The 25,496-nt window shown below is 60.1% G+C and carries 20 protein-coding genes; 17 read left to right on the forward strand and 3 right to left on the reverse strand.

Annotated elements, in window-relative coordinates:
• The first annotated feature begins 64 nt into the window (after positions 1-64).
• From PIB16_RS11970 to PIB16_RS12030, 13 genes are all read left to right on the forward strand, one after another.
• On the forward strand, positions 65-769 hold the full coding sequence (locus PIB16_RS11970) for an amino acid ABC transporter permease (RefSeq protein WP_104680020.1): 705 nt from the start codon (positions 65-67) through the stop codon (positions 767-769).
• The gene (locus PIB16_RS11975; protein ID WP_003521700.1) at positions 766-1,425 is read left to right on the forward strand and encodes an amino acid ABC transporter permease; all 660 of its coding nucleotides are present in this window, start codon (positions 766-768) and stop codon (positions 1,423-1,425) included. Before PIB16_RS11970 ends, PIB16_RS11975 begins: the two co-directional genes overlap by 4 nt.
• Positions 1,406-2,137 carry an amino acid ABC transporter ATP-binding protein gene (locus PIB16_RS11980; protein WP_003521699.1) on the forward strand — a complete coding sequence of 244 codons (732 nt, stop codon included), beginning with the start codon at positions 1,406-1,408 and terminating at the stop codon, positions 2,135-2,137. The genes PIB16_RS11975 and PIB16_RS11980 overlap by 20 nt, the downstream gene beginning before the upstream one ends.
• A 23-nt stretch (positions 2,138-2,160) precedes the next feature.
• Positions 2,161-3,096, forward strand: a complete 936-nt coding sequence (locus tag PIB16_RS11985) for a 2-hydroxyacid dehydrogenase (RefSeq protein ID WP_174000731.1) — start codon at positions 2,161-2,163, stop codon at positions 3,094-3,096.
• 229 nt (positions 3,097-3,325) lie between these two features.
• Positions 3,326-5,500: a putative bifunctional diguanylate cyclase/phosphodiesterase gene (locus tag PIB16_RS11990; RefSeq protein WP_174000733.1), complete on the forward strand. Its 2,175-nt coding sequence runs from the start codon at positions 3,326-3,328 to the stop codon at positions 5,498-5,500.
• Positions 5,501-5,959: 459 nt separating this feature from the next.
• Positions 5,960-7,111, forward strand: coding sequence for a porin (locus PIB16_RS11995; protein ID WP_078053893.1), 1,152 nt, complete (start codon positions 5,960-5,962; stop codon positions 7,109-7,111).
• Between the two features lie 318 nt (positions 7,112-7,429).
• Positions 7,430-8,059, forward strand: coding sequence for a flavin reductase family protein (locus tag PIB16_RS12000; RefSeq protein WP_174000734.1), 630 nt, complete (start codon positions 7,430-7,432; stop codon positions 8,057-8,059).
• Positions 8,060-8,410: 351 nt separating this feature from the next.
• The gene (locus PIB16_RS12005) at positions 8,411-9,346 is read left to right on the forward strand and encodes a LysR family transcriptional regulator (protein ID WP_003521693.1); all 936 of its coding nucleotides are present in this window, start codon (positions 8,411-8,413) and stop codon (positions 9,344-9,346) included.
• Positions 9,347-9,450: 104 nt separating this feature from the next.
• On the forward strand, positions 9,451-9,930 hold the full coding sequence (locus tag PIB16_RS12010) for a formate dehydrogenase subunit gamma (protein WP_104680025.1): 480 nt from the start codon (positions 9,451-9,453) through the stop codon (positions 9,928-9,930).
• Positions 9,927-11,483, forward strand: a complete 1,557-nt coding sequence (locus PIB16_RS12015; protein WP_174000736.1) for a formate dehydrogenase beta subunit — start codon at positions 9,927-9,929, stop codon at positions 11,481-11,483. The genes PIB16_RS12010 and PIB16_RS12015 overlap by 4 nt, the downstream gene beginning before the upstream one ends.
• A gap of 4 nt (positions 11,484-11,487) precedes the next feature.
• Positions 11,488-14,370, forward strand: a complete 2,883-nt coding sequence (gene fdhF, locus PIB16_RS12020) for a formate dehydrogenase subunit alpha (RefSeq protein ID WP_059756356.1) — start codon at positions 11,488-11,490, stop codon at positions 14,368-14,370.
• Between the two features lie 71 nt (positions 14,371-14,441).
• Positions 14,442-14,786 carry a formate dehydrogenase subunit delta gene (locus tag PIB16_RS12025; protein WP_065657700.1) on the forward strand — a complete coding sequence of 115 codons (345 nt, stop codon included), beginning with the start codon at positions 14,442-14,444 and terminating at the stop codon, positions 14,784-14,786.
• Positions 14,787-14,901: 115 nt separating this feature from the next.
• The gene (locus PIB16_RS12030; RefSeq protein ID WP_142845733.1) at positions 14,902-16,554 is read left to right on the forward strand and encodes an OFA family MFS transporter; all 1,653 of its coding nucleotides are present in this window, start codon (positions 14,902-14,904) and stop codon (positions 16,552-16,554) included.
• 90 nt (positions 16,555-16,644) lie between these two features.
• Here PIB16_RS12030 and PIB16_RS12035 read toward each other — a convergent pair whose 3' ends face one another.
• Genes PIB16_RS12035 through PIB16_RS12045 form a run of 3 tightly spaced genes read right to left on the reverse strand, consistent with a single transcriptional unit; the run spans position 16,645 to position 19,232 of the window.
• Positions 16,645-17,541: a dihydrodipicolinate synthase family protein gene (locus tag PIB16_RS12035; protein WP_174000738.1), complete on the reverse strand. Its 897-nt coding sequence runs from the start codon at positions 17,539-17,541 to the stop codon at positions 16,645-16,647.
• Positions 17,542-17,572: 31 nt separating this feature from the next.
• Positions 17,573-18,454 carry an SMP-30/gluconolactonase/LRE family protein gene (locus PIB16_RS12040; RefSeq protein ID WP_125146227.1) on the reverse strand — a complete coding sequence of 294 codons (882 nt, stop codon included), beginning with the start codon at positions 18,452-18,454 and terminating at the stop codon, positions 17,573-17,575.
• A gap of 58 nt (positions 18,455-18,512) precedes the next feature.
• Entirely contained in the window at positions 18,513-19,232 is a 720-nt protein-coding gene (locus tag PIB16_RS12045; RefSeq protein ID WP_003521683.1) for a FadR/GntR family transcriptional regulator, read from the reverse strand.
• 301 nt (positions 19,233-19,533) lie between these two features.
• Between PIB16_RS12045 and PIB16_RS12050 the strand changes: the two genes are divergently transcribed.
• From PIB16_RS12050 to PIB16_RS12065, 4 genes are all read left to right on the forward strand, one after another.
• The gene (locus PIB16_RS12050; protein WP_035260480.1) at positions 19,534-21,483 is read left to right on the forward strand and encodes an ABC transporter substrate-binding protein; all 1,950 of its coding nucleotides are present in this window, start codon (positions 19,534-19,536) and stop codon (positions 21,481-21,483) included.
• 120 nt (positions 21,484-21,603) lie between these two features.
• Entirely contained in the window at positions 21,604-22,590 is a 987-nt protein-coding gene (locus PIB16_RS12055) for an ABC transporter permease (RefSeq protein ID WP_003521681.1), read from the forward strand.
• A gap of 9 nt (positions 22,591-22,599) precedes the next feature.
• Positions 22,600-23,724 (forward strand): ABC transporter permease, encoded by a 1,125-nt coding sequence (locus PIB16_RS12060; RefSeq protein ID WP_003521679.1) that lies wholly within the window; start codon positions 22,600-22,602, stop codon positions 23,722-23,724.
• 8 nt (positions 23,725-23,732) lie between these two features.
• On the forward strand, positions 23,733-25,457 hold the full coding sequence (locus PIB16_RS12065) for an ABC transporter ATP-binding protein (RefSeq protein ID WP_174000740.1): 1,725 nt from the start codon (positions 23,733-23,735) through the stop codon (positions 25,455-25,457).
• Positions 25,458-25,496 lie beyond the last annotated feature (39 nt).

Genomic DNA, 25,496 nt, shown 5'->3' on the forward strand with positions numbered 1-25,496 from the left:
GAGCTTTCAACGCGCCCGCCGTGAAGACTTCCGGCGGGCCCGGGAAATGTCAACGGAGTGACGCATGTCCTATACATTCCAATTCGGCGCGCTCGCCCAGTATCAGAACGAGATTCTGAACGGCATATGGCTGACGATCAAGCTGTCTGTCCTGTCCATCGTGCTCGGCTGCGCTTTCGGCATTCTTTTGGCCTCGCTGCGGTCCATCAATGGCGGCATCGTCCGCATCATCGTGGACGGTTATGTGGAAATCATCCGCAATACGCCGTTTCTCGTGCAGCTTTTCATCGTCTATTTCGGCCTGCCGGGCCTCGGCTTCAGGGTAGGGGCGGATACGGCGGCGCTGATCGGCATGACGATCAATCTCGCGGCCTATTCGACGGAAATCATCCGCGCCGGCATCGAGGCGGTGCACAAGTCGCAGATCGAGGCGGGCGAGGCGCTGGGTTTCACCAAGTACCAGATCTATCGCCACGTCATCATCGTGCCGGCCATCGCCAAGGTCTATCCCTCGCTGTGCAGCCAGTTCGTGCTGATGATGCTGGCATCGAGCATATGTTCGGCCATTTCCACCCATGAGCTTGCGGCTGCCGCAGCCTTCGTGGAATCGCAGACCTATCGCTCCTTTGAGGTCTATATCGTCGTCACGCTCATCTATCTTGCGCTGGCGCTCAGCCTGCGGCTCATTCTTGCCCTCGTCGGCATGTGGCTGTTCGGCCGTCGCGTTGCCCGCAAGACGATGACCGCCATGCCGGAGGTGCAGTCATGACTCTTCGAACTTTCGGCTGGAACGAATTCGGCTTCCTGCTGACCGCCCTGCAATGGACCGTGCTTCTGACGATCATTGCGCTTATCGGCGGCGGCATAGTCGGCTTCTTCGTGGCGCTGGCCCGCACCTCGAATTTCAAGGCGCTGCGCATTGCCGCCGGCACTTATATCCAGGTGATCCAGGGCATTCCGGTGCTGATGATCCTGTTCCTGTCCTATTACGGCCTCAGCCTTGCCGGGCTGGAACTGCCGCCGCTCTTTGCCGCCGGCGCCTCGATGACGATCTATACATCGGGTTACCTCGCGGAAATCTGGCGCGGCTGCATCCAGGCGGTGCCGAAGCAGCAATGGGAAGCGTCGGAATCGCTGGCTCTCACCCGCGCCCAGCAATATCGCTACGTCATCCTGCCGCAGGCGATCCGCATTTCGCTACCGCCGACCGTCGGTTTTGCCGTTCAGGTCGTCAAGAATACGTCCATCGCATCGATCATCGGTTTCGTCGAACTGGCGAGAGCGGGGCAGCTCATCAACAATGCCACGTTCCAGCCGTTCCGCGTCTTCGTCGCCGTGGCCGTGCTTTATTTCATCGTCTGCTACCCGTTGTCCCAGCTGTCGCGTTGGCTGGAAAGGAGGCTTCATGCCGGAAGTAATCGTTGAAAACGTTCACAAGAGCTTTGGCGCTCTGGAAGTCCTCAAAGGCGTGTCGCTGACGGTCGGCCGCGGTGAAGTCTTCGCCCTCATCGGCCGCTCGGGCTCGGGCAAGAGCACGCTGCTGCGCTGCATGAACGGGCTGGAGAAGATCAACTCGGGCCGTATCGAAATCGCCGGTCACGCCATCGGGGAAGACGCCAAGGCGCTGCGCAAGCTGCGCACTGATGTCGGCATCGTGTTCCAGAGCTACAATCTCTTCCCGCATCTGACGGTCGGCGAGAACATCATGCTCGCGCCGCGTATCGTCAAGGATGTGGCGAAATCGGAAACGAAGGATATTGCCCGCGAGGTTCTGCAACTCGTCGGCCTTTCGGAGAAATTCGATTCCTATCCGGATCAGCTTTCCGGCGGCCAGCAGCAGCGCGTGGCGATTGCCCGCTCGCTCGCCATGCGGCCGAAGGTGATGCTGTTCGACGAGGTGACCTCGGCGCTCGACCCAGAACTCACCGAGGAAGTGCTGACTGTCATGGAAAACCTCGCCAAAGACGGCATGACCATGATCCTCGTCACCCATGAAATGGCCTTCGCACGCCGCGTCGCGACCGAAACCATCTTCATGCACAAGGGCAAGATCTGGGAGCAGGGTCGTTCATCCGAACTCTTCGCCAACCCGCAAACGCCGGAACTCCGGCAATTCGTCAAGGCCGATGTGAAGTAGTTCACCGGCGCAAAGGAAACTTCATGACCACTGAAATCGTGCAATTGTGCCCGCTCATCCCGGCACTGGAAGAAGAACTCGCGCAGCGCTTCACCGTGCATCGCCTGTTCGAGGCTGCTGACAAGGCGGCGTTCCTTGCTGACAAGGGTGCTTCAATCCGCGGCGTCGTCACCGGTGGCCATCTAGGCCTGCCGGCGGATATCGGCGCTGCACTTCCCAATCTTGAAATTGTCGCCATCAACGGTGTCGGTTTCGACAAGGTCGATCTCGCCGAAGCCAAGCGACGCGGTTTTCGCGTCTCCAATACGCCTGACGTGCTGACCGCCGATGTCGCCGACCTCGCGCTCGGCCTCGTTCTGGCGCAGGCGCGCAAGCTGCCGCAGGCCGACCAGCATGTGCGCACCGGCCAATGGCTGAAGGGTGATATGGGGCTTTCCACCCGCGTGGCCGGTCGCCGTTACGGCATTTTCGGCCTCGGCCGCATCGGTCAGGCAATCGCAAAGCGGCTCGAAGGTTTCGATGCGCGCATTTCGTACACCGCCAGAAACCGCCGCGATGTCGCCTATGATTATTATGACAGCATCGAGGCGCTTGCCGCCAATTGCGACGTGCTGATCATCGCCGCCGCCGCTACTGCCGAAACCCGCCATATCGTCAATGCGGATGTGCTGAAGGCTCTCGGGCCCCAGGGTGTGCTCGTCAATGTGGCGCGCGGTTCGCTGGTGGATGAAAAGGCGCTGGTCGAAGCGCTTGCGAACGGCACGATCGCAGGTGCTGCGCTGGATGTCTTCGAGGATGAGCCGCGTGTGCCGGAAGCGCTTTTCGCCTTCGACAACGTCACGCTCGCGCCGCATGTCGGCAGCGGCACGCACCAGACGCGGCGCGCCATGGCGGATCTCGTTCTCGCCAATCTCGATGCCCATTTTGCCGGGAAAGAACTGCCGACACCGGTGGTGTGACCGTCAACGAATTGCCGCCTGTGGCCTTGACGGCGCAGCTTCGGTTGCGCCGTTTTGATTCAAGCCGGCAGGGCTTCAGGGAGGCTGCTGCAAAAGGCGGGTTTCCCGGCAATCTCCCGTCGTTGTTCATATTTATATAATACGTATAATCCTACTATTCTGCTTCCTTATAAAATGATGAGGCGGAGAGGTGCGTTCCAAAGGCCCGAAGACACCCGAAGAAAACCGGATGTCGCGAAAAAAGCGCGATGTCACGCCATCCGCCACTCGTGACATGAGCGAAAACAGCAATCCTTCCGATCGCCACGCGCTTCTGGAAGCGATGATCGACCATGTGCCGGATTTTATCTATGCCAAGGATCTGGAAGGGCGCTTTCTTTTTGCCAATCGCGCAATCGTCACCGAAAACGGCTTTGACACGGTCGAGCAACTGATCGGGCTCACCGACTACGATATTCACGGCGAAGCGGCGCGGCGTGCCGGCATTCCCGATACCGAGGCGCGAGTGATGCGCACCGGCGAACCGGATCTCGGTTACGAAGAGCGCGCCATGCGCGGGGATATCGACCGCTGGCTCATGATGTCGCGCGTGCCGCTGAAGGACAAGGCCGGCAACATCATCGGCGTGGTCGGCGCCTCGCGGGACATAACCCAGAAAAAGGCCTCTGAAAGACTGCTTCAAGCGCAGGCGCATATTCTGGAAATGATCGTCGCGGCAGCGCGTATCGAGGATTTTCTTGAGGAATTCGTCAAGGCCATCGAAAATCTCGCGACCGGACTGGCCTGCGCGGTGCGGGTGTTCGATGCGGCGGAAGGGGAACCTTCCGTTTACGCCTCGCCGGCGCTTGCGCAGCAGGAGGGGCTGGTCGCACTTGTCTCCAGTGTCAGCGATCCTGAGAGCCTTATCCATCCGGCAGAACACATGGCCTTCAGTTTCGATATTCCCGCCAGCGAAGGCAAGGCGCATGGTTTCGTCTGGTGCATGCTGGCCGGCCGCCAGCCGGATGCGGCGCTGGTGGAGTTCATAGGTGCGGCGGCGCGCATGGCGGGGCTGGCGATCGACCGCAAAAGGGCGGCGGAACATATCGCCTTCCTGGCGGATCACGACATGCTGACCCGGCTGCCGAACCGCCGTTTCCTCGATACGAGACTGCCGGAAATACTGGCGGCGGCGGCAAAGGCGAACCGAAGGGTCGGTATCGGTTTTCTCGATCTCGACAATTTCAAGCAGATCAACGATACGCTCGGCCACAGCATCGGCGACGCATTGCTGTCGAAAACCGCCGAGCGCATTGCGAAAAGCCTCCGGAAGAACGATCTCGTTCTCAGGGTCGGCGGCGACGAGTTCGTCATCATTCTTGAAGAGCGCAGGGACGATGTCGAAAACCGCCTGCAGCGCATCCGCGCCGCTGTCTCGCAGCCATTGCGTATCGGCAATTACGATATCAGGGTCACCTGCAGCATCGGCATGGCCTTTTTCCCGGAACATGGGGAAACCACGGCGGAAATCGTCGCGGCGGCCGATCTCGCCATGTATGAGGCCAAACATACCGGGCGCGATAGCATTGCCACCTTCACCCCGAATATGGCGGATGATCTGAGAAAGAAGTTCACCCGCATCGAGGAATTGCGAAAGGCAGTAAAGAGGGACGAGTTCGTGCTGCACTTCCAGCCGCAGGTCGATCTTGTCAGCGGCCGGATCAGCGGCGTGGAGGCGCTGGTGCGCTGGCAGCACCCCACGGAAGGTCTGCTCGGTCCTGCGGAGTTCATCGGGCTTGCGGAAGAAACCGGCCTGATCGTCGAACTCGGAGAAAGCATTCTCGAAAAGGCCTGTCGTCAGGCACAGGCATGGGCCGCCGGCGGCCTGTCGCCCGTCAAAATGGCGGTCAATATCTCTCCGCGGCAGTTTCAGGGCGGGCTGGTGCAGCAGATCAGGTCGGTGCTCAAGGAAACTGGCCTTGCGCCATCCCTGCTGGAAATCGAAATCACCGAGACGCTCATCATTCAGGATGTCGAAACATCGGTGCGGATCATGCGGGCCATCAAACAGATGGGTGTCAGCCTGGCGCTGGATGATTTCGGTATCGGTTATTCCTGTCTCGGCATGCTCAAGACATTCCCGCTCTCGTGCATGAAGATAGACCGCTCGTTCCTGACCCATCTGCCGGAAAAGACCAAGGACAGCGCCATCGTCTCGATCATGATCCAGCTTGCCGGATCTCTCGGCATCGATGTCATTGCCGAAGGTGTGGAGGCCAGCGAGCAGGCGACATTTCTACGGGATGCCGGCTGCCCCTACGGTCAGGGTTATTACTTCAGCCGCCCGGTGCCGGCAGAGGCGATCGAAGACATGCTGGCGAAGACGACGATATTCGCGACCGGCTTACCCGAACACCGCCTATAAGCTGCCTCGGGCGACCGGTTGTTTCAGATCGTCCAGATATGGCTTCCAGGGAGAGGCCGGGCGGACGTTTTGTCGCCTGCATCCTTTCTTCTTCCTCGATGAAAACCACTTTGCTTCCCCATGCCCGCGCGTGCTGACGCCTCCTGATCCGGACGGGACGGGAGCGTTTGTTGTTTTGGTGTCTTATAATTTAGAAATTTAAGGCAATATTTAAAAGTAATAAATTCTATTATTTTGAAATAATAATAAGAAGTATTATATTTTAAACTATTAAATTGTTGTAATTTTACTACGAAATTGAATTGTGTACTTTGTCTGTATTTTTATTTTGTCGATTTAAATTGCGAGTCTGCGGCAACTTCTGTCATTTGCTGAATCAGCGCAGGGAAGCGGGCGGCAGGGAAAGACCAGCCCTCAAATTTGCGCATTCGTTGAAAAATTTTTGACTGGAGATTACAAATGAACATCAAGAGCCTTCTCATCGGCTCCGCTGCGGCTCTCGCAGCAGTATCCGGCGCACAGGCCGCTGACGCCATCGTCGCTGCCGAGCCGGAAGCCATGGAATATGTTCGCGTCTGCGACGCTTTCGGCACCGGCTTCTTCTACATCCCCGGCACCGAAACCTGCCTGAAGTTCGACGGTTACGTCCGTTTCCAGACGGACTTCGGTCGCGGCAAGGCTGGCGACTCGGATTGGGACAGCTTCTCGCGCGCCCAGTTCAACATCGATACCCGCACCGACACCGAACTGGGCGCTCTGCGCGGCTATATCGGTTTCCGTGGCGACGCCGACCAAGACAGCAGCCGCGGCGTTGTCGTCGATCAGGCATTTATCGAGCTCAGCGGCCTCAAGGTCGGTTTCTACTACAACTGGTGGGATGATGGTCTCGCTGGCGAATATGACCAGCTCAGCTCCAACAAGACCCGTCTGAACGCTATCCGTTACACCTACGATGCCGGCTCGTTCTACGCTGGTGTTGCAGTTGAAGAACTCGAAGGCGTTATCGCTGGCAACGATGCTGATGTAGCAGCTACAGTAATCTCTGGAAGGGTTAGCGGTGGTTACACCGCCATCAACAAAACAAACAACCTCGGCGTAGCCCAAGGCAACTGGACCACCGCCAACGGAAAAAGCGCCACCGACAACAACGTCGGTATTAGCGCTATCATCGGCGGAAAGTTCGGCGCTGTTAAGGCCAACGTCCTCGGCGGTTACGACACCAATGCTGAGAATGGCGCAATCCGCGCAATCCTGACGGCAGACCTCGGTCCGGGCACGTTCGGCCTTGCTGGCGCATGGGCATCGGGTGCCAATGCATATTACGAAGAATCGGAATGGACCGTGGCCGCCGAATATTCGATCAAGGCAACCGACAAGCTGACCATCACCCCCGGCTTCCAGTACTTCGGTACGCTGGATATCGGTAAGGACGGCAAGTTCACGGGTGATCGCGATGCATGGCGCGCTGGCGTCGCTGCTGGCTACAAGATCACGTCTGGTCTCTCCACCAAGGTTGCGGTGACCTATCAGGACGTCGACGGCCGCGAAGGTCGCGACAGTGGTGCTGGCGACAGCTGGACCGGTTTCGTTCGTCTCGAGCGCGCGTTCTAATAGTCTACAAAAAGCATAGTAGGGTTAGACAACTCAGATCCACCCCGTTTCCGAACGGGTGAGTCACTAGCTCCAGTCAAAGTTCCTGACATGATGTCAGGTTTACTCCCCGGACCCCTCCAGGCCGGGGAGTCTTTGCGCTTATAGTCGATGCGTGGATGGCGGCTCCGCCCATTTGGTTGGAGAATGCGTTCTGGCTTGCTGCTCCTCCTTTGCGTCCAAATGTGATACAGCAAAATCGGCTATCCCGTGGGGAGGGTGATTGAGTAATTGTCTGCAATATGAAATATTATTGTATACAATAAATCAGGTGCTCCCATGGAATTCGATTTTACCGCGCTTGAGCCGCAGAGCCGTTACCGTTTGCTGACCAATTTTATCGGTCCACGGCCGATAGCGCTTGTCACGACCCGCTCGGCCGCTGGTCACAACAATGCCGCGCCGATGAGCTTTTTCAACGTTTTCTCCCATGATCCGCCGATCGTTGTTCTCGGCATCCAGCCGCGTGTGACGGGCGAGGAGAAGGATACGATGGCCAATATTCGTCGCACCGGCGAATTCGTCATCAACATGGTCGATATGGCTCTGTCCGAACAGATGCTCGTTTGCGGCCTCGGTTTCGACAGCGAGGTCGATGAACTTTCGATTGCCGGACTGACGGCCATGCCCTGCAGCAAGATCGATGCAAGCTTTGCGGCGGAATCGCCCTGCGCCTTCGAATGCCGTGTGGAGCGCCTGATCGATTATCCACGCCGTACCCTTGTTCTGGGGGAAGTGGTGCACATGCATGTCCACAAGGATTGCCTCGATGCGGAAGGGCGTTATGTCGATCCGGACCGATATCAGCCGATCGCGCGGCTGCATGCCGATAATTACATCAGCTCGGATCGCCAATTCGTCCTCAAGGCGCCCGCGATGACCGACTTCATCAAGCCGGACGTCGAGTGAAGGTTCCTGCGGCTGAAGCGCCGAATACCTTTTGCCTGCGGCCGCAAACTCGAGAAAATCAGAGGGTAGGGCATCGCGGCGGCTATGACGATTGGTTTCGTTTCCCGGCGCTGTGCGGCAGGTCAGGCGAAACGACGGATGGTTCAATGCCGCGATAAAGCTGCGTCCAGTGCGGTTGGGGTGGTTGATCGAACGTTGCGTCCATGACTGCCCGTACCTGACGGAATCCAGTCTCGCCACCCCGCACGGTTTTCAGGAAAACAACGGCATCCATTTGCGGGCTTCCCCGCCTCGTTCTAGTGTTCTCCTGCTCGCACCATCCGCAGGGTCGCGAGCGACGCGGGAGGACGCATGATCGACAAGCTGGAATTTTTCATTGCATTGGCGCGCGCAGGGCATTTTGGCCGCGCGGCGGAGGAGTGCGGCGTTTCTCAACCCAGTCTCTCCGCCGCGATCCGGCAACTGGAGGACCAGCTTGGTGTCGTTCTTGTGGTGCGTGCGGCGCGTTATCAGGGGCTGACACCGGAGGGCCAGCGTGTTCTCGAATGGGCGCGTCGCATCGTCGCCGATACGCGCACCATGCGTGAGGAAATGCGGGCGGCGCGCAAGGGTCTGGCGGGCCACATCCGCCTTGCGGTCATTCCGACGGCCCTTGCGATGGTGCCGCGATTGACGGAATCCTTTCAGGCGCGGCATCCAGATGTGACCTTTTCCGTGACGTCACGCACCTCGCTTCAGGTGCTGAGCCAGATCGAAAATCTCGAGATCGACGCGGGAATCAGCTATCTCGACAATGAACCTCTTGGCCGAGTGACCACGGTACCGCTCTATTCGGAGCGATATCACCTGATTGCAGCAGCCGGAACGCCGCTCGCCGATCAGGAAAGCGTTACCTGGAAGCAGGTTTCAGGTCTTAGGTTATGCCTATTGACTTCGGATATGCAGAACCGCCGCATCATCAACAAGCATATGGCTGAAGCGGGCGTTGAGGTGAAGCCGACATTGGAGTCCAACTCCATGATTGTGCTGTTTTCGCATATCCGAACCGGACAATGGGCTTCAATAATGCCGCGTAACATAGCGGAATCATTCGGTTTTCCAAAACAGATCAGAATGATACCGATTACCGAGCCGGATGCGGAGCACCTAGTGGGGCTGATCGCGACCTATCGTGAACCGCACACGCCACTCGTTTCTGCGCTTCTTCATGAGGCGCGTCAGCGCGCAGCGGCGATGGCTTTTGATAGGAATTTCCTATCGGTTGACGAAAACACATTATTGACCTGATCCGGCCGACCTCGCCATTCTCCCGAACCATGCAGGGGCTGCGCTGACACTGAAACATGTGCCGTTCGCCATACCTGCCCCTGTCGGTTTGGGAGGACTGGCTTATGAATATCCGTGCGGTTGCCGCAGATGAGGCGGCTCGTGTTTCCGCCATCATTGACGAACTTCTCCACCTGGAGGGGCCATTGCTGCCCATTCTGCACGCGGTGCAGGAAGAATTCGGCTACATACCGGAAAGCGCCAAGCAGATCGTCGCATCCGCGCTGAATATATCGCGCGCCGAGGTCCATGGCGTCGTGACCTTCTATCCCGATTTTCGAGATCATCCGTCCGGCCGGCATGTGCTGAAGCTCTGTCGCGCCGAGGCTTGCCAGTCGATGGGTGGCGAGCCTCTTGCGGAAACCATCAAGCACCGGCTCGGCCTCGACTGGCACGAAACCGCAGCCGACGGTTCCGTCACGCTGGAGCCAGTCTTCTGTCTCGGGCTTTGCGCACAGGCGCCCGCGCTGATGCTGGATGGCGAGCTTCATGCACGACTGGATGAGCACTGTCTTGGCGACATTCTGGCGGAGGCGCGCCGATGAGTGTCACCGTTTTTGTTCCAGGCGATTCCGCCGCGCTTGCCGTTGGCGCAGACCGTGTCGCCGAAGCAATCGGCCGCGAGGCGGCCAGCCGCAACCTCGAGGTTCATATTGTCCGCAATGGCTCGCGCGGCATGCTCTGGCTTGAAGTGCTGGTGGAAGTGCGCACCGAACATGGCCGTATTGCCTACGGGCCGGTCAAGGCCAGCGACGTTGCTTCGCTTTTCGATGCGGGTTTTCTCACCGGCGGCGAGCATCGTCTCTGTCTCGGGCCGACGAAGGACATTCCGTTCCTGAAAAGCCAGACGCGCCTGACATTTGCCCGTTGCGGCGTTACCGATCCGTTGTCGCTGGCGGATTATCGCACCTATCAGGGCTTGAAAGGCCTCGAAAAAGCCGTCGCCATGGCGCCGGTCGATATCGTTGCCCAAGTGACCGAAAGCGGCCTGCGCGGACGCGGCGGCGCGGGTTTCCCGACCGGTATCAAATGGAAGACCGTCGCCGATGCGGTGGCCGACCAGAAATATATCGTCTGCAATGCCGATGAGGGCGATAGCGGCACCTTCGCCGACCGCATGATCATGGAAGGCGATCCCTTCGTGCTGATCGAAGGCATGGCGATTGCCGGCCTCGCCGTCGGCGCGACGAAAGGTTTCATCTATACGCGCTCGGAATATCCTTACGCCATCAAGGTCATGGAGCAGGCAATCGCAATCGCCCGCCGCGAAGGCATCATTGGCCCATCCGTGCTTGGTTCCGGGCGGGCCTTCGATCTCGAAGTGCGCATGGGTGCCGGCGCCTATGTCTGCGGCGAGGAAACCTCGCTTCTGAACAGTCTGGAGGGCAAGCGCGGAACCGTGCGCGCCAAGCCGCCGCTTCCTGCTTTGCAGGGCCTGTTCGGCAGGCCCACCGTCGTCAACAATGTGATTTCGCTCGCCTCTATTCCGGTCATCATGGATCGCGGCGCGGCGTTTTATCGCGATTTCGGCGTCGGCCGCTCGCATGGCACCATTCCCATCCAGCTTGCCGGAAACATCCGGCATGGCGGGCTTTATGAGACCGCCTTCGGCCTGCCGCTCGGGCAGCTGATAAATGATATCGGTGGCGGCACGATCACCGGCCGCCCGGTCAAGGCGGTGCAGGTGGGCGGTCCGCTCGGGGCCTATTTCCCGGTTTCGCTGTTCGATACGATCTTCGACTATGAAGCCTTCACCGTCGCCGGTGGCCTGATCGGCCATGCGGGTATCGTGGTTTTCGACGATACCGCCGATATGCTGCATCAGGCCCGGTTCGCGCTGGAATTCTGCGCCGTCGAAAGCTGCGGGAAGTGCACGCCCTGTCGCATCGGCTCCACACGCGGCGTCGAGACGGTGGACAGGATCGCGCTCGGCATCGAGCCGGAGAAAAATACGGCACTCCTCGCAGACCTCTGCGAAACCATGAAATTCGGTTCGCTCTGTGCGCTCGGCGGTTTCACGCCCTATCCCGTCATGAGCGCACTTCGGCATTTCCCTGATGATTTTGCCCCCATCCCACGTGTTGAAGCGGCGGAGTAAGACCATGGCCCTTGTAACAGAATTCGACTATGGAACCCCCAAATCCCACGCAACGGACATGGTGACGCTCACCATCGACGGCAGGCAGGTGACTGTGCCTGCGGGAACCTCGATCATGCGCGCCTCGCGCGAAGCGGGTATCGATGTTCCAAAGCTCTGCGCCACCGACATGGTGGATGCCTTCGGTTCCTGCCGCCTCTGTCTGATCGAGGTGGAGGGCCGCAATGGCACCCCCGCCTCCTGCACCACGCCTGTCGCCCCCGGTCTCGTCGTTCACACGCAGACGGAGCGGCTGAAGCAGATCCGCAAGGGCGTGATGGAGCTTTATATCTCCGATCACCCGCTCGACTGTCTGACCTGCGCCGCCAATGGCGATTGCGAACTGCAGGATATGGCCGGCGCCGTGGGCCTGCGCGATGTGCGCTACGGATACGAAGGCGACAACCACGTCAAGGCCCGCACTGGCGATGGCGATCTTAACGCGCGCTGGATGCCGAAGGATGAAAGCAATCCCTATTTCACCTACGATCCTTCCAAATGCATCGTCTGCTCCCGTTGCGTGCGCGCCTGCGAGGAAGTGCAGGGCACTTTCGCGCTGACGATCGAAGGACGAGGTTTTGAAAGCCGTGTGTCGCCCGGCGCGCATGAGGCGTTCCTCGATTCCGACTGCGTTTCCTGCGGCGCCTGCGTGCAGGCCTGTCCGACGGCGACGCTGACGGAGAAATCGGTGATCGAGATCGGCCAGCCGGAGCATTCGCTGGTCACGACCTGCGCCTATTGCGGTGTCGGCTGCTCCTTCAAGGCGGAAATGCGCGGTGAGGAGCTGGTGCGCATGGTGCCGTGGAAGGACGGGCAGGCCAATCGCGGCCACTCCTGCGTCAAGGGCCGCTTCGCTTATGGTTATGCCACCCACAGGGACCGCATTCTCAACCCGATGATCCGCGAGAAGATCAGCGATCCATGGCGGGAAGTCACATGGGAGGAGGCCTTCTCCCATGTTGCCTCGGAGTTCCGGCGTATTCAGGGCCAATATGGCCGGGAATCCATCGGCGGCATCACCTCGTCCCGCTGCACGAACGAAGAAACCTTCCTCGTCCAGAAGCTCATCCGCGCCGGCTTCGGCAATAACAACGTCGATACCTGCGCCCGCGTCTGCCATTCGCCGACGGGCTACGGTCTTGGCCAGGCTTTCGGCACCTCCGCCGGCACGCAGAATTTCGATAGCGTCGAGCAGTCCGATGTGGTGCTCGTGATCGGCGCCAATCCGACGGATGGGCATCCTGTTTTCGGCTCGCGGCTGAAGAAGCGGCTGCGCCAGGGCGCGAAGCTGATCGTCATCGATCCGCGCCGTATCGATCTCGTCCGCACGCCGCATGTGGAGGCGTCCTTCCACCTGCCGCTGAAGCCCGGAACGAATGTCGCGGTGCTGACGGCGCTTGCGCATGTCATCGTCACGGAAGGTCTGTTCAACGAAGCCTTCATTCGCGAGCGCTGCGACTGGTCGGAATTCGAGGATTGGGCCGCTTTCGTCGCCGAGCCTCAGCATAGCCCGGAAGAAACCGAAAGCTTTACCGGTGTGCCGGCGGAAGAGGTGCGCGGCGCTGCACGTCTTTATGCCAGGGGTGGCAATGGCGCCATCTATTACGGGCTCGGTGTCACCGAACACAGCCAGGGGTCTACCACGGTGATGGCAATCGCCAATCTGGCCATGGCGACCGGCAATATCGGCCGCCCCGGTGTAGGCGTTAATCCGCTGCGCGGTCAGAACAATGTTCAGGGTTCCTGCGACATGGGGTCTTTCCCGCACGAGCTTCCCGGCTATCGGCATATTTCCGACGATGCCACGCGCGACATCTTCGAGAAACTCTGGGGCGTGAAGCTTAACAACGAGCCGGGGCTGCGTATTCCCAACATGCTCGATGCGGCCGTGGATGGCAGCTTCAAGGGCATCTATATTCAGGGCGAGGACATTCTCCAGTCCGATCCGGATACGAAGCACGTCTCGGCCGGTCTCGCCGCGATGGAATGTGTCGTGGTGCACGATCTCTTCCTGAACGAGACGGCGAATTACGCCCATGTCTTCCTGCCGGGATCCACGTTCCTCGAAAAGGACGGCACCTTCACCAATGCCGAGCGCCGCATCAACCGCGTGCGCAAGGTCATGTCCCCGAAGAACGGTTATGCCGACTGGGAAGTGACGCAGAAGCTGGCGCAGGCCATGGGTCTTGCGTGGAATTACGCGCATCCGTCCGAGATCATGGACGAGATCGCCGCGACGACACCGAGCTTTGCCGGTGTTTCCTACGACTATCTGGAGGAGAAGGGCTCGGTGCAGTGGCCCTGCAACGAGAAATTCCCGGATGGTTCGCCGATCATGCATGTGGATGGTTTCGTGCGCGGCAAGGGCAAGTTCATCCGCACCGAATATGTGGCGACGGACGAACGCACGGGGCCGCGGTTCCCACTGTTGCTGACCACCGGCCGTATCCTGTCGCAATACAATGTCGGGGCGCAGACACGGCGCACTGAAAACGTCGTCTGGCATGAGGAGGATCGGCTCGAAATCCACCCGCACGATGCCGAACAGCGCGGCGTGAAGGATGGCGACTGGATCAAGCTCGCCAGCCGGTCGGGCGATACGACGCTGCGGGCGCTGATTACCGACCGCGTGGCGCCCGGCGTGGTCTATACGACCTTCCACCATCCCGGCACGCAGGCGAACGTCATCACTACCGACTTCTCCGACTGGGCGACCAACTGTCCGGAATACAAGGTGACCGCCGTGCAGGTATCGCCTTCCAACGGGCCGACGGAATGGCAGGAGGAATATGATGCGCTTGGCCGCCGTTCGCGGCGGATCAGCGGCAAGCTCGAGGCGGCGGAATAAGGAGGGCCGGGTGCGCCCGGCCTTGTCACACACAGAGGCGTCGGCCGGCAGCCGGCGCGGGGGAAGAGGTCATGTTGCTCAACCACACCGATGAAAAGCTGGTGAGAATGGCGAACCAGATCGCGACATTCTTTCTGTCGCAGCCGGAAGATATACGCATCGAAGGTGTCGCGACCCACATCAACAAGTTCTGGGAACCGCGCATGCGACGCCGGTTCTTCGAAATGGTGGATGCCGGGGCCGGTGATTTTCTGCCGCTTGTGCTTGCCGCGTCGAAGAAGATCAAGCGGCCCGACGATCCGGCGGCCGATGCCGTGGGTCTCGGCGACGACGCGAAGGGCGCGCCGGGCGGCAAAGGACCAATTGCGGGTGAGTCCCTTTCGGAACCGAGCGTCCCGGAAAGCACAGAGGCTTGAGCGGCGCGACCGCAAAATCACACTTTCGGCCGGACGGGGGACGTTCGGCGATATCGGTGTTCGCCCGGCGGGGCGAACGTGACATGTCCAGACATCCACGAGGGAGGTAATGTCAATGGCAGTAGCAGGTGCGACAGCGGGAGAGGCGGCGCAAGCCGGGTTTTTGGACCGCGAACGAATAATCGCAAGACCGGGTTTCAATCGCTGGCTGGTGCCGCCGGCGGCCCTTGCCATTCATCTATGCATCGGCATGGCCTATGGCTTCAGCGTGTTCTGGCTGCCGCTGTCGAAGGCGCTGCCGGCCACGGACCCCAGTTGCTCCAGCCTTACCCTTCTGGGTGCGCTGTTCACCACTGAGTGCAACTGGCGCGTCGCCGATCTCGGCTGGATCTATACGCTTTTCTTCGTTCTTCTCGGCTGCTCGGCGGCCATCTGGGGCGGCTGGCTGGAAAGAGTGGGGCCGCGCAAGGCCGGCTTCGTTTCCGCCTGCTGCTGGTGCGGCGGCATTCTGGTGGCGGCAGTCGGCGTCATCACGCATCAACTGTGGCTGATGTGGCTGGGCGCCGGTGTCATCGGCGGTATCGGCCTCGGCCTTGGCTATATTTCGCCCGTATCGACGCTGATCAAATGGTTCCCGGACCGTCGCGGCATGGCGACGGGCATGGCCATCATGGGTTTCGGCGGTGGTGCGATGATCGGCGCGCCGCTTGCTAATCTGCTGATGAACAACTTCAAGACGGACGTTTCGGTCGGCGTCTGGCAGACTTTCGTCGTCATGGCCCTGATCTATTTCGTCTTCATGATGGCGGGCGCTTTCGGTTACCGCATTCCGCCGTCGGGCTGGCGTCCGGAAGGCTGGACCGCGCCCTCCGCCAAAAGCGCGATGATAACCCATCGCCACGTGCACCTGCGCGACGCACATAAGACGCCGCAGTTCTGGCTCATCTGGGCGGTGCTGTGCCTCAACGTTTCGGCAGGTATCGGCGTCATCGGCATGGCTTCGCCCATGCTGCAGGAAATCTTCGCAGGCTCGCTGATCGGCTTACCCGGCGTGGGTTTTGCGGATCTCGATGCAGGGCAGAAGGCGCAGATCGCGGCGATTGCTGCCGGTTTCACCGGGCTGCTTTCCCTGTTCAACATCGGCGGCCGCTTCTTCTGGGCGTCGATGTCCGACAAGATCGGCCGCAAGAACACTTATTTCTGCTTCTTCATTCTCGGCATCATTCTTTATGCGCTGGCGCCGACGCTTGCGACGATGGGCAACAAGGCGCTCTTCGTTCTCGCCTTCGGTATCATCCTGTCGATGTATGGCGGTGGTTTTGCGACCATTCCCGCTTATCTCGCCGATATTTTCGGCACGCAGTTCGTCGGCGCAATCCACGGCCGCCTGCTGACGGCGTGGGCGACTGCGGGCATAGCCGGCCCTGTCGTCGTCAACTACATCCGTGAGGCGCAGATTGCGGCGGGCGTGGCGCCAGGACCCGCGCTCTACACCAGCACGATGTATATTCTGGCGGGCATGCTGGCGATCGGCCTCGTGGCCAATGCCTTCGTGCGGCCGCTTTCGGACAAGTGGTTCATGTCGGATGCGGAGGTCGCGACGCTGCAGGCAAAGACGGCGGCCGCCAATGCCGGCCCGACAGGCTCCTTCGGCATCGGACGTGGCGGGCTGGACACCAAGGCGGCACTTGCCTGGGTTGCTGTCGGTATTCCGCTTCTGTGGGGCGTATGGGTTACCGTGAAGAGCAGCCTTGCACTGTTCGGCTGAGGCAATCAGGCCCGGAAAGCATATGCCGGCTCATGGCCGGCATATGATCTGATCAAAGCGAAAACGTGCAGCTTGCCGGTACGGCGTCCATCAACGCCAGCTGGCAAGCAGTCCTTCGAGTGTTGCGCGGTCTTCTTTGTCCAGACGGGCAAGTCCCGGCGCACGCACGGGGCCAACCTTCATCCCCAGAATTTCCATGGCTTCCTTCACCACGGTCACGTTTGCGCCGTTGCGATATCGTGTCCGCAGCCGTTCGAACAATTCGATCTTTTCGATGATCTTCCGTGCGGCCGGGAAATTGCCGGCCGTCAGGGCGTCGTGAACCTGCAGCGAAAATTGCGGCGCGACATTGACGAGACCGGATGTAAAGCCGCGCGCACCAACCGCCGCGAAGGCAGGCGCCCAGCTTTCAGCCAGTCCACAGACATATAGAGCGCCGTTCGGATCGGAAGCGGCAATCGCGCGCGACAGAAGCATGATGTCGGTCGTCGCGAACTTGATGCCGGCGACATTCGGGTGGCCGGCGAGCCTTACCATGTCATCGACCGAAAAGCCGTCCGCCCGGACATAGGCGACGAGCGGCAATTCGCTGCCCTCCGCAAGGCCGATAAAATAGTCGATCTGCGATTGCGGGGCTGCAAAAGGGTCGACCGGCTGATGCGACATGACGGCGGATGCGCCCATTTCTTTTGCCTGACGCGCCATGGAGAGCGCCTCGCGCTGCGAGCGGCCAATCGCCGCCGTAACCGGGGCTTTGCCGCTGACGCCTTTTATCGCAGCCTCATAAACCTTCAGAATTTCCGCGGGCGTCAAGGCGTAGAATTCGCCCGTATTGCCTGCCGCAACGATATTGTGGATGCCTGCCTTCGCGACGCGGGCGTAAACCTCGGCTGTAACACCGGTCTCCACTTCGCCGCTTGCATCGTAAGCCGTTACCGGAACACCGGAGATGCCCTGCAGGGCCTGGCGAAAATCGAATGTCGTCATCAACTGGGTTCCTTAAGATCAAAAGTCATCTTCAGATGGAGAATTTGTGAACGGGTGTGCCGGCGACCGGGGCATCGAATGCGACAACCGTGCCTGCGGTGGTTATTCCGTCCGTCTCGGTTACGAGACTTGTGAGGTATATCGTCTTGAGGTCGGGACCGCCGAAACACGGCATGGTCGGCCCCTTGAATGGCAGCCTGTAAATCTCGAACAATTCGCCGTCCGGTGAAAAACGGTTGAGACGTCCCGCCTGAACGCCGGCGCTCCAGTAACAGCCTTCGCAATCGGTCGCCGCACCGTCCGGCCTGCCTTCATCCGGCGCGAAATCGTGCAGGCGTTCGGCCGGGCCGAGCCTGCCGGTCGCGACATCGAAATCGAACGCCTGATACATGAGGCCGCTGCTGTCGGAATGGTACATGCGCCTGCCGTCCGGGCTCCAGGCAAGCCCGTTCGATGTGAACATGTCGCCATCGATGATGCATTCGATGCCGCCATCCGGGGCGACGCGATAGAGGCGGGCATTGCCTGTCTGTATCGCGGCCTCGTCGCGGGTCCCCACCCAGAAATGGCCGTCCGGACCGACCTTTCCGTCGTTGAGGCGGCTGTCGGGCCGCCCGTCGTCCGGGTCGCAGAGAAGATCGAGCTTGCCGCTCGCGGGATCGAGAAGATGCACACCGGTCTTGAGGCCCGCCACGATCAAGCCATTGTCGCAAAGGCCGAGACAGCCCACCTGGGCGGGCATGTCGTATCTGTCGAGTTTTCCACCGGGATGCAGGCGAAAAATGGCAGGCGCGAGAATATCGACGAACCACAGATCGCCGGTTCGCTCGTCCCAGGCAGGCGACTCGCCGACCTTCAGCGGGGTATCGATCAGGGAACGGAGCTTCGGTTCTATGACGTGTGGCTGGCTCACTGGTTCCTCTCCCTCATCCGCCCTTTATGATTCTGTTTTCGACATTGCAGGGTGCGGCCTAGCTGCCGACGCCCTGAAACATGCGGGCGCGCGCCTTCAATATGTGGTCTTTCATCGCGTCATGCGCGGCCTGCTCACGCCGCGCAAAAATCGCTTCCACGATGGCCGTGTGCTCGTTCTGGACTTCGCGCACATGCTGCGGCGTCCGCTTGAGGCTGAGGCTGCGTGTCACCGACTGGCCGATGGCGAAATGGGGCTTGAACCAGATCCGCACCGTGATGTGGAACTGGTTATGGCTCGCCTTCGCGATGGCTTCGTGCAGGGCGAAGTCTTCCTCCGCGCCGAGATCGTTGCGCTCGAGACACTGTTCCAGCGCGGCTATCGCCTGCTCGATACGCACTCTGTCCGCTGCCTGCCAGTTGCGCGCCGCAAGCTCAGCCGCGGAAGCCTCCAATCCGGCCCTGAACTCAAAAAAACGCTGCACGTCGGCCAGCGAGCCGACCGGCACCTGTTGCAACACGGAAGAATCCGGCTGCTGGCGTACATAGGAGCCGGATCCCTTTTGCGAAACGATAAGCTCGTCGTTCCGAAGCCGCTCCAGCGCTTCCCGCACAACCGGCCGCGACGCGCCAAACAGCGACGCCAGATTCTGTTCCGATGGCAACCGCTCGTTCACGGGAAACCGCCCGTCCGAAATCATGCCCACGATTTTTTCGTAGATGATGTCGCTCAGCCGAGTTTCGCCTCGAGCGGCGGCAGATGCAGTGTGATTGTCCATCAGCAGCCCTTCCGTTGCAAATCGCTGAAGTTAATGGGTTTCCTGCATTTCAATCGCAACAGAAATACCGGGGTTTTTGTGAGCGAGAGGGCTGTCCTGCCGATTTTTTCTTTAAGCCTGATCCTGAAAACCGGCCTACAAATAAAAAAGATGTAAAAATCTGTCAATACTTGTAATCATCTGAAAACGCTCATATGGTCTGCCCCTGCCGATGGAGGATCGGTGTGCTGGCTGGCCGGGAGGGCCGTCGCGGTTCGGTGAAAGCCGTTTCGCTGCCGGTGATTTTTTGGGAGGATTGTCGATGCGCGATGGCGAAGCATTTTCACTGGGCGTAACGCGCCGAACCTTTATGGCGGGTGTTGGCGGCGTGGCCGCCCTTTCCGTCATCGGGACCTCGGCGCGGGCTGCCGCCGGCAAGCAGGCGCCGGAACTGGAGGCGCTGGTAAAGGACGGCAAATTGCCGCCTTTGGCCGAACGTCTGCCGAAAAATCCGATGGTGGTGACGCCGCACGAGAAAATCGGCACCTATGGCGGCACATTGCGCCGTGGCCTGCGCGGTTCATCGGACCATAACGGCATCCTGCGCATGGTCGGCAATCAGGGCCTTGTCCGCTGGAACATGGATTTCACCGAGGTTCTGCCGAACCTTGCGGTGAAATGGGAAGTCAACGACGACGCGTCGCAATTCACCTTCCATTTGCTGGAGGGTGCTAAATGGTCGGACGGCCACCCCTTCACCGCCGATGACGTGGTGTTCGCCATCGAGGACTGCATCAAGAACAAGGAGCTTTACAGCGCCACGCCGGCGCAGCTTTCCGTGGCCGGCAAGGCGGTCGATGTCGAAAAAGTCGACGATTTCACGGTAAAATTCAAATTCGCCGCGCCGAATGCGCTTTATCTCGAAAACCTCGCCACGCCGCTCGGCCAGCATCCGACGCTGTTTCCAAAGCACTATTGCAGCAAGTTCCTGCCGAAATACAACACGGCGCTCGATGCCGATGTGAAGGCGGCGGGTGTCTCCAGCTGGACAGAGCTGTTCCGCGCCAAATGCGGCGATATCGAAATTCCGTCCCGCTGGTCGAATGTCGACAAGCCGACGCTTGATCCCTGGGTGGTCAAGGAACCCTATTCGGGCGGTGCGACCCGGGTGGTGATGACCCGCAACCCCTACTTCTGGCAGGTCGATACCGAAGGCAACCAGTTACCCTATATCGACGAAATCAATTTCGGCATTTCGCAGGATGTGGAATCGCTGATGCTGAACGTCATTTCCGGCAAGATCGACATTCAGGAGCGCCATATCAGCGTTCTCGCCAACAAGCCGACCCTGTCTCAGAACATGAAGAAGGGTGACTACCGTCTGCTGACTTTGGTGCCGTCTGCCGCGCAGCAGTGCCAGATTTACCTGAACATCACCCACAAAGACCCGGCGATGCGCAAGATGTTTGCCGACAAGTCGTTCCGTCAGGCGTTGTCCATCGCGCTCAACCGGCAGGAAATCATCGACATCGTCTATTTCGGCCAGAGCGAGGGCTATCAGGCCGGGCCACGCCCGACACATCCCTGGTATAATGAAAAGCTGGCACGGCAATTCACCGAATACGATGCGGACAAGGCGAACGAGCTTCTCGACAAGGCCGGTTACGACAAGAAGAACGGCAACGGCATGCGGTTGCGGCCTGACGGCCAGCCCGTCTTCTTCTCGATTGACGTCATCCCGACGCTCTATCCCGATCTGGTCGATGCGCTGGAACTGGTGAAGGCGCAGTGGGCGCAGATCGGCGTCGACATCAAGGTCAACACCATCGAACGCGCGCTCTATTATACGCGCGGCGATGACAACGCCCATGATGCCGCCGTCTGGCCCGGCCCCGGCGGTCTCGATCCGATGCTCGATCCGCGTGATTTCTTCGCCTTCCATCCGCAGGGGTCGCGTTACGCCATTCCGTGGGCGCTCTGGTACACCTCGAATGGCCAGAAGGGCGAAGAGCCGCCGGAAAGCCAGAAGCAGCGCTTCAAGCTGTTCGATGAGGCGCGCTCGACGGCCGACCTTGCCAAGCGCGGCGAGAAGATGAAGCAGATTTTCGACATTGCGGCGGAAGAGTTCGAGACAATCGGCCTCTGCCTTGCTGTGGGCGGTTTCGGCATCATCCGCAACAATCTGCGCAATGTACCGGAAACGGAACCCGACAGCTGGACCTGGCCCAATCCCGGCCCGGCGCTGCCGCAACAGTTCACCTTCACAAGCTGATATCGCCACATGGGCGTCGCTGCCGTAACGCGGCGACGCCTCTCAGGTTGCTTCGACCACCCACAGCCGTCTCCTTGGTGGAGGGCGGCGCGTGCGGCACAATGTGATTGCGAGAACGACATGCTGCTTTTTATCGTAAAACGCCTGCTGTGGATGATACCGTCCCTGTTTGCCGTCAGTTTCCTTGCCTTTGTCCTGATCCAGCTGCCGCCCGGCGACTATGTGACGACCTATATCGCCACATTGGCCGCCTCGAACGAGGTCATCGACCACAATACGGCGGCGCAGCTGCGCGAACGTTTCGGCCTCGATGACCCGATGATCGTGCAATATCTGAAATGGATATGGGGCATCGTCAGCCGCGGTGATTTCGGCATTTCTTTCGAATGGCAGCAGCCAGTTTCAGGCCTCATCTGGGAGCGCATGGCGCTGACGCTGGTTCTGGCCATCGCCAGCCTTCTTGCAACCTGGGCCATCGCGCTTCCTATCGGCGTCTTCTCCGCTGTGCGCAAATATTCGATTGGCGATTATCTCTTCACCGCCTTTTCTTTCTTCGGCCTTTCCATACCCTCGTTCCTGCTGGCGCTGGTGCTGATGTATGTCGCGGCGGTGGAGTTCGGGGCCGATGTCGGCGGGCTGTTTTCAGCCGAATACGAGACCGCCTCATGGAGCATCGCCAAGATGATGGACCTCATGGCCCATATCTGGCTGCCGGTAGCCATTCTCGCCGTGTCTTCCACCGCAAGCCTCATACGTGTCATGCGCGCCAATATGCTGGATGAGTTGCCCAAGCCCTATGTCACCACCGCGCGGGCAAAAGGCTTGTCCGAGTTCAAGCTGCTGACGAAATATCCGCTCAGAATTGCGCTCAATCCGTTCATCTCCACCATTGCATGGCTGTTGCCCAATCTCATTTCGGGCTCCGTGGTTGTCGCAATCGTGCTCAACCTGCCGACGGCCGCGCCGCTGCTTTTGCAGTCGCTGATGGCGCAGGACATGTATCTCGCCGGCGCTTTCGTGCTGCTGATCTGCGCGCTGACGCTGATCGGTTCGCTTATCAGCGACATCCTGCTTGCGCTGGTCGATCCGCGCATCCGGCTCGAATAGGAGGGCGCCATGAGCGATATCACCATGACCACCAATGCCCGGCAGGACCGCGCCGCCGTCGCCTCGCAGTGGCAGCTCATCTGGTGGGCCTTCAAGCGCCACAAGCTGGCCATGGCAGCCCTGTTCATCACCGTCGCCATGTATATCGTTGCGTTGGTGCCCGGCTTTTTCGCCATCAACGATCCGGTGTTGCAGAATGCCCGCGCCACCTTCCATCCGCCGCAGCGCGTCCATTTCATCGATACGACCGAGGGTTTCTCGCTCGGGCTGCATTATTATCCGCTGAAGCTGACCCGCAATCCTGAAACGCTGGCGGCCGTCTTCGTTGAAGATACGGCGAAGAAAATCCCGGTCCAGCTTTTCGGTCGCGGTTACGAATATTCCGTCTTCGGCCTGTTCACCACGGATATCCACCTGCTGGCCTCCACCGATAAAACGCGCCCGCTCTTCCTTTTCGGCGCGGATCGTCTCGGCCGAGATGTTTTCAGCCGCGTGGTGCAGGGGGCGCAGGTCTCCCTGTCCATCGGTCTTGTCGGCGTGTTCTTCTCGTTGCTGCTCGGCGTCGTTCTGGGAGGCATTTCAGGATATTATGGCGGCCGCATCGATTTCGTCATGCAGCGCGTGATCGACTTCGTGCTATCGCTGCCCACGATTCCCATCTGGCTGGCGCTGGCCGCCGCCCTGCCGCAGGGCTGGCCTGCCACACTGCAATATATGATGATCACCATCATCCTGTCCCTGACCGGCTGGGCGCAGCTTGCCCGAGTCGTGCGCGGCCGGTTCCTGTCGCTCAGGACCGAAGAATTCGTGGCTGCGGCCAGGCTGGATGGCGTGCCGGAAGGGCGCATCATCTTCCGCCACATGCTGCCCAGTTTTTCGAGCCATATCATCGCCTCGGTCACGCTTGCAGTGCCGGCCATGATTCTTGCGGAAACATCGCTGTCCTTCCTCGGTCTCGGCCTTCAGCCGCCCACCATTTCCTGGGGCGTTTTGCTTCGCGAGGCGCAGAATATCCGCTCGATTGCAACCGCACCCTGGCTGTTCCTGCCCGGTGTGGCGGTCGTCATTGCCGTCATGGCGCTCAATCTGCTCGGCGACGGCCTGCGCGATGCAGCCGACCCCTATAATAAGTGAGGCCCCGGATGAGCGACATTCTCTCCATGAAGCCAGCCAAGCCGCTGCTTGAAGTCCGTAATCTGGTGACCGAATTTCCGGTCAGAAACGGCGTTTTCCGGGCCGTCAACGACCTGTCTTTCTCCATCGATCCCGGCAAGACGCTCTGCGTCGTCGGCGAAAGCGGCTCCGGCAAATCCGTTACCGCCCGGTCGATCCTGCAGATCATCGACAGCCCCGGCCGCATTGCGTCCGGCTCGATCATCCTCAACCGCGCCGACGGCACGTCTCTCGATCTGGCAAAGCTCGATCCGCGCAGCCGCGCCATCCGCTCGGTGCGCGGCGCTGATATCGCGATGATCTTTCAGGAGCCGATGTCGTCGCTTTCACCCGTGCATACCGTGGGTGACCAGATCACCGAAGTCCTGCGCCTGCATCTGAAGATGAGCAAGGCGCAGGCGCGGGCCGAGGCCATCGAACTGTTGCGGCAGGTGGAAATCCCTAACCCTGAAAAGGCGCTGGATCGTTACGCCTTCCAATATTCCGGCGGCATGCGCCAGCGTGCGATGATCGCCATGGCGCTGGCCTGCAAGCCCCAACTGTTGATTGCCGACGAACCGACGACGGCGCTCGATGTCACCACACAGGCCGAAATCCTCGACCTGATATCGCGGCTGCAAAAGGCGCATGGTATGGCGGTGCTGTTCATCACCCATGACATGGGCGTGGTGGCGCAGATTGCCGATGACGTGCTGGTCATGCATCACGGCGTTGCCAAGGAATATGGCACGGTCGACGAGATATTCCACAATCCGAAAGATCCCTATACCCGCATGCTGATCGGCTCCGTTCTAAAGCTGGAGCAGAAGGCGGAAATCCGGCTCGCCCGCCCGCCGCTCGATCTTGCGGCCGCGCCCATCCTCGAGGTCAACGACCTCTCCATGCATTTCGGCGAGATGAAGGCGCTGGACGGCGTATCGATCCGGCTGCTTCCCGGCGAAACGCTCGGCATCGTCGGCGAAAGCGGCTCCGGTAAGACCACCATGGGCCGTTCCATCATGCGCCTCTACGACCCGACCGGCGGCGCGATGCTCTATCGCCGTGCGGATGGCACGGTGGTCGATTTGGCGAAAATCGAGGGTGCGGAGCTGAAAGCCGCGCGGCGCGAATTACGCATGGTGTTTCAGGACCCGTTCGGTTCGCTCAATCCGCGCATGACGGTGGCGCAGGTGATCGGCGAGCCATTGCTCGTAAACGGTATTGCGAAGGGCAGGGAACTGGATGAACGCGTCTGCGCGCTGATGGAGCAGGTGGGTCTCGACCCTGCCGGGCGTGAACGTTACCCGCACGCCTTTTCCGGCGGCCAGCGTCAGCGTATCGGCATCGCCCGCGCCATCACGCTGAAGCCGCGCATCATCGTCGCGGATGAGGCGACCTCGGCGCTCGATGTTTCGGTGCGGTTCCAGGTGCTGGATCTTCTGATGCGGCTGCAGGATGAACTGGGGCTCGCCTATATCTTCATCAGCCACGACATCGGCGTCATCCGCTATATGTGCGACCGCGTCGGGGTGATGTATCGCGGCAAGCTGGTGGAAGTGGGAGAGGCCGAAAAGGTTTGCAACGCGCCGGATCACCCTTACACACAGGCGCTTCTTTCCGCCATTCCGCGCCCTGACCCGCGCGACCGGGATCGTACCCGCAGATTCCGCTACGTCGAACCATCCGAAGTCAAGAACGGGGCCGTCGCCCGATAGTGCCGGGCCTGCCGCACGCTGCAATTCATGAGGAAGACT

Origin of the sequence: Agrobacterium sp. ST15.13.015 (assembly GCF_027871645.1) — a bacterium.
Lineage (GTDB): Bacteria > Pseudomonadota > Alphaproteobacteria > Rhizobiales > Rhizobiaceae > Agrobacterium > Agrobacterium leguminum.